Annotated in this window: 7 protein-coding genes; 4 read left to right on the top strand and 3 right to left on the bottom strand. The window is 45.9% G+C overall.

All coding sequences use genetic code 11. From position 1 onward, the window contains the following. Positions 1–693: 693 nt before the first annotated feature. Positions 694–921 (bottom strand): type VI secretion system tube protein Hcp, encoded by a 228-nt coding sequence (locus L876_RS23310; protein ID WP_081730730.1) that lies wholly within the window; start codon positions 919–921, stop codon positions 694–696. Between the two features lie 345 nt (positions 922–1,266). On the opposite strand from L876_RS23310, the gene L876_RS0115580 reads away from it, so the two are divergent. Next, positions 1,267–2,541, top strand: coding sequence for a CinA family nicotinamide mononucleotide deamidase-related protein (locus L876_RS0115580; protein WP_028764650.1), 1,275 nt, complete (start codon positions 1,267–1,269; stop codon positions 2,539–2,541). A 25-nt stretch (positions 2,542–2,566) separates the two neighbouring features. Here the strand turns inward: L876_RS0115580 and L876_RS0115575 are convergent, their stop codons facing one another. After that, positions 2,567–3,106, bottom strand: a complete 540-nt coding sequence (locus tag L876_RS0115575; RefSeq protein WP_037428978.1) for a YceB family lipoprotein — start codon at positions 3,104–3,106, stop codon at positions 2,567–2,569. After that, positions 3,106–5,742, bottom strand: a complete 2,637-nt coding sequence (gene ppc / locus L876_RS0115570) for a phosphoenolpyruvate carboxylase (RefSeq protein WP_028764648.1) — start codon at positions 5,740–5,742, stop codon at positions 3,106–3,108. Before ppc ends, L876_RS0115575 begins: the two co-directional genes overlap by 1 nt. Positions 5,743–6,281: 539 nt before the next feature. Between ppc and argC the strand changes: the two genes are divergently transcribed. From argC to L876_RS0115555, 3 genes are read left to right on the top strand one after another with little or no spacing between them, the layout of a single operon-like run. Then, complete coding sequence (gene argC, locus L876_RS0115565) at positions 6,282–7,262, top strand: N-acetyl-gamma-glutamyl-phosphate reductase (protein WP_028764647.1); 981 nt, start codon at positions 6,282–6,284, stop codon at positions 7,260–7,262. Between the two features lie 26 nt (positions 7,263–7,288). Next, a complete protein-coding gene (argB, locus tag L876_RS0115560; protein WP_028764646.1) occupies positions 7,289–8,074 on the top strand; it encodes an acetylglutamate kinase in 786 nt (261 codons plus the stop codon). A gap of 41 nt (positions 8,075–8,115) precedes the next feature. Beyond that, a complete protein-coding gene (locus L876_RS0115555; RefSeq protein WP_028764645.1) occupies positions 8,116–9,021 on the top strand; it encodes an ornithine carbamoyltransferase in 906 nt (301 codons plus the stop codon). Positions 9,022–9,054: the final 33 nt, after the last annotated feature.

Genomic DNA, 9,054 nt, shown 5'->3' with positions numbered 1-9,054 from the left:
AAAGCCTCTGCAGCAATGCAGAGGCTTTTTTCGTTATGGCGTCACGGATAAATCCACCCCAGCTACGCTAAAGCTTCGCGCTCGTATGCTTGTGTCTATGGCCACACTTGCCCACAAACATTACGATAAGCCCTAGCAACAATGCTAGGGCTTTTTCATGTCTGTTTTTCAGAGACATGGTCATGACTGTACAAGGTTAAATAGGTAACTCCTTGCTGACGGAGCGGTCACTTTTGACCATCCATGGTCGACATGACCTTTGTGTATCATGCACTTCGTCGTTCAGTTGGACTGAAATTGTTCCAGACAAATTTTAGTATTCACTCCATATATGGAGCTTTAGGGCTTTCATTAGAGGTAGTCGGGCTGTCTCACCGAGGACGCGGGTTTGTCTCTAGATAAGAACAAGTCCGCTCCGCAGCCATTAATACGTAAGCCTCATCTGAAGTGCTGAGCTTTATTCGTTTGGCGTCACGGCTTATTTTGATGAGTAAAAGGTGTGCTCTAGTTACGCTGAGGCTTTTCGATCATAAAATTACAGCGTCGCAATATTCATGGTTATCAACTTAATCGAATTTATTTACACTGTTGGCTAGATATCGTGGATGAAATCACGTCACCGCTACTGCCATCTCTGTTTTTGTGGCGTGTAGCTGTAGGTTAACTCCTCAAAGCTCAACGTTCCCTTTTCTGTTAGTCGGTCTTCCCCGCCAGAACCTCCTGTGGACAGTCTGGATACCCATGCATCGCTAAGGTCAATGACAATATACTCTGTTGATCTGATTCCGCTGTTAACCTTGCTGTTGGATATCGAGTATGTGTTACATGATTCATTAGCATTTTGGGTGAGGCGGTATCAATAAATTTAGTGATGCTAAGATCTTTTATACAGACTCTTCGTGAATCGCTACTTACGCTCAAGACCTGACTAGTAGGTCTATTTCCGTTTGATGCTGACTATCTTGATTTTCACCTTCAATGTCATCAATTTTCAAAAATATGTCAACGGAAGGATGGGCGTTTATGGCTGATACACATATAACAACCATTAGAACAGTTTTATAAACATGATTTTTCATTTTGTTTACCGTATTGAATAGATTGGACGAGTTTGGAGTGTTGTTTGTGCTTTGTAACAATGGTGGATGATACGTAGATAGAACCTATGTCTAGTGGGATTTAAGGGATTGTTTGGAAAAAAGTTGCTATTGAATCTTGTGTTGCCTACCTTAGGGCAAGATTAGTACAAGGTCCCAAGGGATAGTTATGAAAATAGAGATGATTTGCACTGGAGAAGAGGTGCTGTCTGGACAGATTATAGATACCAATGCTGCGTGGGCTGCTAATGCATTGATGAACCAAGGTATTGAGATGCAGCAACGCATTACTGTCGGAGATCGCTTGGATGATCTTATTGCAGTGTTTCAGGAGCGTAGTCATCATGCAGATATCATTTTGGTTAATGGTGGGCTTGGTCCAACAAGTGATGATATGTCCTCCGAAGCGATGGCGTTGGCTAAAGGAGAGCCGTTGGTGGAATGTACACCTTGGCGGTTGAGATTGGAGGAGTGGTTTACACGTAATGGCCGTGTGATGCCTGTCAGTAATCTTAAGCAGGCAATGTTACCAGAATCGGCTGTGATGGTTGATAATCCCGTAGGTACCGCGTGCGGGTTTAGAGTAAAACTTAACCAAGCTTGGCTATACTTCACGCCTGGTGTGCCTTTTGAATTTAAGCGCATGGTGAATGAGCAGTTTATTCCTTTTGTACAATCACAAACAAATGAGCATGTTGAAGTGTCAGTGCGCAAGCTGTTGACGCTAGGGTATGGTGAGTCGTCATTAGCCGATAAGCTCACACAAATCGACCTGCCGGAGGGTATAACTGTAGGCTATCGCTCCTTTATGCCTTATATCGAAATAAAGCTATTTGCTCGTGGTGAAGAAGCGATTGGAAGTCTTGCTAATATCGTCGCTCTTGTAAAGACCCTATTAGGAAATGTTATTGTCGCTGAGGAACGCAGTTCACTTGCACAAGTTGTTCATGAGCGGTTGCTGGAGGGAGCTCAAAGCTTAAGTGTTGCAGAATCTTGTACGGGAGGATTGATCACCAGTGGTCTGGTGGCTTTCCCAGGGAGTTCAGCCTATCTTCATCATGGCTTGGTGACCTACAGTAATGAATCAAAAGTGGCTGTGCTTGGTGTTAATCCTCAGACATTAGATGATCATGGTGCAGTCTCTATTGCGACAGTAGAGGAGATGGCTGAAGGCGCTAGGACGTTAATTGGCAGTGATTATGGGTTAGCGACAAGTGGCATTGCGGGTCCTGATGGGGGAAGCGATCAAAAACCTGTCGGGACAGTTGCTATTGGTTTGGCTACGTCAAAAGGGGTCTATAGCCAGATGTTAAAGTTTCCTGCCCGTTCACGGGAATTAGTACGACAGCTCAGTTCTGCCGTGGCGTATGACATGTTGAGGCGCGCTTTGGATGATGAGCCCGTTATTGTCGATTACGCTTCTTACGCACGTTTTACTAAGTAATGGATGATAGTGCCATTACGTGGCACTACTCTTTAAATATTAATTTCAGTTTCCCTGGTTGTACTTCAATACGTCTAGTCATCTCCGCTAGGAGGGCTTGATTACTCTCTTTGATATCCAACACATATACGGGTTGTGTTGCTAGAAAGTGAGTTAAAAAGCTCATGACTTGTGGGGCAACTGATTTTAGTGTGTTTTCTATCTCTTTGGGCGATGACTCTACCTTCACTAAGTTGAGATCTCGCAGATAAACGCTATGCGTGTTGGCATCATACCAAGGCTTTGCTTCAAATTGTGCTGTGAGCTGGGCTTTGATAGGCACTAGAGGGTTTCTTATCTTAATGGTGCTATGTGCTTCGATAGCCATGGTATCTGTTTTATGGCCCAAGCGAACGTCAACATCATTGACCTTCATTTCGATACCAAAGAGTTGGTTACCCTCTTTGACTTCGAAATGAATTTCATTGTTGAGGTAGTTGGCTAACGCTTTCTCTGTGATGCTGTATTGACTGACACAGCCAGTCAATACAAGCAGGGTAGCGATTATGAGCAAATGTTTTATCATTAGCCGGTATTTCTCATGCCTGCTGCGACGCCAGCGATTGTTAGCATTAAAGCTAGCTCGACATTACTTGTTGCTGCTTCATCCTTACGAGTACGGGCGAGCAGTTCCGCCTGTAAAAAGTTAAGCGGGTCGATATAAGGGTTGCGTAATTCAATCGACTCTCGGTTCCAAGGCGTATGGGACATCAATGAAGCTGACTCGGTTAAGGCAAGCACAGCTTTAATACCAGATGCCATGCGAGCACGTAACTCCTCCCCTAGATGATGTAGCTCACTTGGTACAAGACAAGTTTCATAGTATTTAGCCAAGTTTGGTTCGGCTTTGGCGTAAACCATCTCAAGCATAGAAATACGCGTTTCGAAAAACGGCCAGCTTTTTTCCATCTCTTGTAGCAACTCAAGCTCACCTCGTCCCGTTGCGGCCTGCAGTGCTTCACCCGCACCCAACCAAGCTGGCAGCATTAGACGGTTCTGCGACCAAGCAAAGATCCAAGGGATGGCTCGTAAGCTTTCAATGCCACCATCGACACGACGTTTAGCAGGCCGACTGCCTAGCGGCAACTTTCCTAGCTCAACTTCAGGAGTCGCTGCGCGGAAGTAGGCCACAAAGTCAGGTTCTTCGCGGACGATAGCACGGTAGGCTTGCACAGAGTCTTGGGCAAGACGCTCCATGGCATCACGCCATTCAGGTTTCGGTGCTGGCGGCGGTAACAATGTCGCCTCCATCACCGCAGAGGTGTAAAGCGCGAGGCTTTGCACCGCTAATTTGGGCAGGCCAAATTTAAAGCGGATCATTTCACCCTGTTCGGTAACACGTATACGCCCGTCTACGGAGCCTGGAGGCTGAGATAAGATGGCTTTGTGAGCTGGTCCACCGCCGCGACCTATGGTGCCACCACGGCCATGGAATAGGGTTAGTTTGATATCAGCTTGTTTACATATCTCTACGAGTGTTTCTTGGGCTCTATATTGCGCCCAAGCTGCGGCCATGACGCCAGCATCTTTGGCTGAGTCAGAATAACCGATCATCACTTCTTGAACGCCTTTGCAGTAGCCTCGATACCAATCAATGGCGAACAGGGCTGACATGCAATTTGCCGAGTTGTTTAAATCATCTAAGGTCTCAAACAGCGGCACCACACGCATAGGGTGTGGGCAGCCCGCTTCTTTAAGTAGCAGCAGGACCGTAAGTACATCTGACGGTTGGCTTGCCATAGAGATGACATAGGAGCCCAATGCTTGCGCTGGTTGACTCGCGACAAGAGCGGTAGTTTTAAGCACTTCGGCCACCTCATCACTGGGTTGCCAGTTGTGAGGGATTAGCGGTCGTTTACCCGTAAGTTCTCGTAATAAGAATGCCTGTTTTTCACTTTCGTCCCAATGATTGTAATCCCCCATGCCTAGGTAGCGGGTCAGCTCGGCAATCACATCACTATGGCGTTGGGCGTCTTGTCTGATATCCAGACGCAACATGTGGATACCAAAACAGGCCAGGCGACGCAACATGTCGAGGAGCAGGCCGTTGGCAATCAGGCTCATCCGAGATTCAGTCAAACTCTTATACAGCAGTGTTAAAGGCACTTCTAAATCATCTTTATGCCAGATAAGCTCTTTTACGTCTGTCTCTGGGTTGTGCCCTTCTAGGCGCTCATTGAGATAGTCGATGGTATTTCTTAACTTGTGTCTAAGGCTGCGTAGTACATCTCGATAGGGTTCGTGACTATTGTTGGTCAATGCCAATAGTTCATCGTTAGCTTCTTCCATCGAGAGTTCATTGACGAGCAGAACAACATCTTTGAGGTACAGGCGTGCCGCTGTATGGCGATTTCTGTCCAGCACCTCTTGGGTCACTGTTGCGGTAACAAATGGGTTACCGTCCCTGTCTCCCCCCATCCAACTTGAAAAGCGAACGGGCGCAATATCGGTTGGGATCTGCTTTCCTGTACGCTCCTCGACTTGTTCATTTAGCTGGCGTAGAAAGTCGGGTACCGCTTGCCATAAAGAGGCTTCGATGGTGCTTAAGCCCCACCTTGCTTCGTCCACTGGCGTTGGGCGCTCATGTCGAATTTCATTGGTATGCCAAATCTGTGCGATAAGTTGTCGTAGCCGCAAATGATGCTGCTTTTTTTCCCGTTCAGTGAGTTGAGGGTTCTCTAGTGTTTGCAGGCTGTCGACTACTGCAGAGTATTTCTGAATCAAGGTACGTCTTGATATTTCGGTCGGGTGCGCGGTCAACACTAAGTCGATATCGAGTGATTCTAAACACTCAAGCATCTTCTCTTGATTAACCGGACCACTTAGCATTCGTCCCAGCAACTGCTCTACAGGGTCTGGCACACAGACGAGTTCGTCGCAATTACGACTAATGGTATGAAACTGCTCCGCGATATTAGCCAGATTGAGAAATTGGTTAAATGCTTTAGCAAAAGGAACCAGTTCATCATCAGGCAGTGCAGCAAGGAGTGTTAGCATCTGTTCGCGAGCGTCATCGTTACCCTGGCGGGAACTCTTAGCTAAATGGCGAATTTGCTCAATCTTGTCTAAAAATGGCTCATCCAAATGCGTGCGAATTGTGTCTCCAAGGATCTGCCCAAGGGTACCCACATTTGATCGTAACGAGGCGTACATATCAGCCATAATTGCTCCATACCTAAAGTTTAATCAACCACAATACCTAGCCTGTCGGTGCTAGGTCAATATCCTTCTTCTCGATATTATAAGCTTATGTGTTCCACATCACTCGCTGCCTACCATTCGTTGTGATTTTGCGCATTGTATATCTGTAATGCTGGAGACAACAGGGTGTATAGCAAACTGTTTTTGGTCTGAATGGCTACCTCAGTATGCAGGCTAAATGATGATGAACGAATGTGATTGTATTTGCCGTCACGTTGGTCGTACTGGCTATTTACAATAAAAAAACTATAAATACTAATTCAAAATATTTGCATAATTAATTTATCATGGTAATCTTGAACGCAACTGAGGCAAACGCCTTGATTCGTGGTTTGACACTGAGATTAAAAATGAATATTTCACACTTAAAACTAACTATAAGGCTAGATGTAACAACTTCCTGCGACGATAAACTTGTCATTATTGGTATTTTTTACCAGGGCTTAAGTAGTGCCCCCTCTCTTTTTCTTTTTGTTGTTAATTAATAGAAGTCATTAAGTATGAAAAACATCGCCATCATCGGTGCCAGTGGTTACACCGGCGCACAGATCACAGCATTGATTAAAGCGGATGAAAACCTTGCCATTCAAGGTTTATATGTGTCTGAAAATAGCTTGGATAAAGGCAAAAGCCTTGCGGAGCTATACCCAATGTACTGCCATATCAATACCTGTCTTTCACCTCTGACTGATGCCGCCAAGTTACAAATAGTGGCGCAAGCGGACGCAGTGGTTTTGGCTACAGATCACGGCGTAAGCTTACATTTAGCTGCTTGGTTTTATGAGCAAGGTTTGGCGGTCTTTGATCTCAGTGGTGCTTACCGTTTTACTGATATTGAGCAATACCCGAAGTGGTATGGTTTTGAGCATCAATACCCTGACACTCTGGCTAATGCTGTATATGGTTTGGCCGAATGGAACGCTAAAGATATCGCCAATAGTAAGATGATTGCGGTACCAGGTTGTTATCCGACCGCCTCTTTAACTGCGCTTAAGCCTTTGAAGTCATTGATGACAGAAAACTTGCCAGTTATTAATGCGGTGAGCGGTGTGACTGGCGCTGGTAGAAAAGCGCAGCTGCATACCAGCTTTTGTGAGGTGAGTCTGACGCCTTACGGAGTACTCGGGCATCGTCATCAGCCAGAAATTGCGACTCAATTGGGCCAAGAGGTTATTTTCACCCCACATCTAGGTAATTTTAAGCGTGGGATATTAGCAACTATCACGGTGCAGTTAAAGCCCGGTGTCACAGAGGCGGATATCGCTCAAGCTTATGCGATTTATAATGACTCTCCACTCGTCCATGTTAGCCAAAATAAATTTCCTAAGATAGATGATGTGGTCAATACCCCTAATTGCCTTGTTGGATGGAAGTTTGACGCGAGCACAGGCTATTTGGTGGCGGCAAGTGCTATCGATAATCTGATGAAGGGCGCAGCAAGTCAAGCTCATCAGTGCATAAAGATTCATTTTGGTTTGTAATGTTTATAGTAAAAGAGAGCAGCATAATGTCATTAGAGAAAAAGCCCTTAGTACTTAAAGTTGGTGGTGCATTGCTCCAGTGTGAAATGGGCATGGCGAGGTTGATGAGCGCTGCGGCTGCGATGATAAACAAGGGGCAGTCAGTGATAATGGTCCATGGCGGAGGATGCTTTGTCGATGAGCAGTTAACTGCTAATGGCATGGTGACCCAGAAGCTAGATGGTTTAAGAGTGACACCTGCGGAACAGATCCCTGTCGTGGTGGGCGCGTTGGCGGGGACCTCTAATAAGTTGTTGCAGGGTGCAGCAGTTAAGGCGGGAATCACCTGTGTTGGCATGAGTTTAGGTGATGGCGACATTGTTACTGCCAAAATTAAAAATGAACAGCTAGGTTTTGTGGGTGAGGTTATGCCTAACGATGCGGCTTATTTGAACTTCATCTTGGCAAAAGGTTGGATGCCAATAGTGAGCTCAATCGCGATTGATGAATTGGGGCAACTGCTTAATGTTAATGCTGATCAAGCTGCGGCGGTTATCGCGAAACTGGTCAATGGTCAGTTAGTTTTGTTGTCAGATGTGAGCGGTGTCCTCGACGGTAAAGGCCAGTTAATCCAATCTCTAAGCAAGACCCATTCCGATGAACTCACCAAATTGGGAGTGATCGATAAAGGGATGAAGGTAAAGGTTGAGGCCGCACTAGAAGTTGCGCAGTGGATGGGACAGCCTGTTCAGGTTGCCTCTTGGCGTGATGCAGAGCAACTTAACGCCTTAGTGAAAGGTGAGGCTATTGGCACGCAGGTATTGCCAGACTAAGCCCATTGATTGAATTCAGAGTATTTTGCAGGAGCTAGAACATGAACCATCTATTATCAATTAAAGCGTTGAGTAAGCAACAACTGCTAGAGATCCTTTCACTCGCCAAAGAGATCAAGACGAATCCGGCTCAATATCGCAAGGCGTTAGATGGTAAAAGTGTGGTGATGTTATTTGAAAAGCCATCGCTGAGAACCCGGGTGAGTTTTGATATCGGAATTAATAAACTGGGTGGGCACTGCCTCTATCTGGATCAGCAAAATGGCGCACTAGGTAAGCGCGAGCCAGTGTCTGATTTTGCTGCAAATATTTCGTGTTGGGCTGATGCCATTGTGGCGCGGACTTTTGCCCACTCGACGATTGAGCAGTTAGCTGAACATGGCACTGTGCCCGTAATTAACGCGTTATCGGATATGTATCATCCGTGCCAAGGGCTTGCCGACTTCCTAACCCTATCTGAACAGTTTGATGATCTTAGCAAGGTGAAGTTAGCTTATGTGGGTGATGGCAATAATGTGACTCACTCGCTGATGTATGGTGCTGCGCTGTTAGGGGCCACCATGACCGTTGTCTGTCCGCAAGGACACTTCCCTGATGGGCAGGTTGTTGTTGAGGCGCAAGCTATTGCTGCTGAAAACGGTGGCAGCTTAATGCTGACATCAGACATTGAGCAGATATCAGGCCAAGATGCGATCTACACTGACACCTGGATCTCAATGGGCGACAACGCAAGTTTAGATGAGATAAAAGCAAAATTTGCACCGTATCAAGTAAACCAAGCATTGATGGATAAAGTTGGTGCTAAGTTTTTCATGCACTGTCTGCCCGCATACCGAGAAGTTGAAGCGACTGCTGAGGTTGTCGATGGCACTGGCTCTTTAATTTTGCAACAAGCTGAAAACCGCATGCATGCACAAAATGCGGTATTGGTAAAACTGTTAGGTTAATAAACACTTTATATTCAATATCTCGTCTAAGGT

This window comes from Shewanella colwelliana ATCC 39565 (assembly GCF_000518705.1).
Classification (GTDB): Bacteria; Pseudomonadota; Gammaproteobacteria; order Enterobacterales; family Shewanellaceae; genus Shewanella; species Shewanella colwelliana.
This window is presented reverse-complemented; position numbering and strand designations above follow the sequence as displayed.

Bases quoted from the DNA above. Each gene is read 5' to 3' on its own strand.
- L876_RS0115580 (WP_028764650.1), top strand. From the start codon at position 1,267: ATGAAAATAGAGATGATTTGCACTGGAGAAGAGGTGCTGTCTGGACAG.
- L876_RS0115575 (WP_037428978.1), bottom strand. From the start codon at position 3,106: ATGATAAAACATTTGCTCATAATCGCTACCCTGCTTGTATTGACTGGC.
- ppc (WP_028764648.1), bottom strand. From the start codon at position 5,742: ATGGCTGATATGTACGCCTCGTTACGATCAAATGTGGGTACCCTTGGG.
- argC (WP_028764647.1), top strand. From the start codon at position 6,282: ATGAAAAACATCGCCATCATCGGTGCCAGTGGTTACACCGGCGCACAG.
- argB (WP_028764646.1), top strand. From the start codon at position 7,289: ATGTCATTAGAGAAAAAGCCCTTAGTACTTAAAGTTGGTGGTGCATTG.
- L876_RS0115555 (WP_028764645.1), top strand. From the start codon at position 8,116: ATGAACCATCTATTATCAATTAAAGCGTTGAGTAAGCAACAACTGCTA.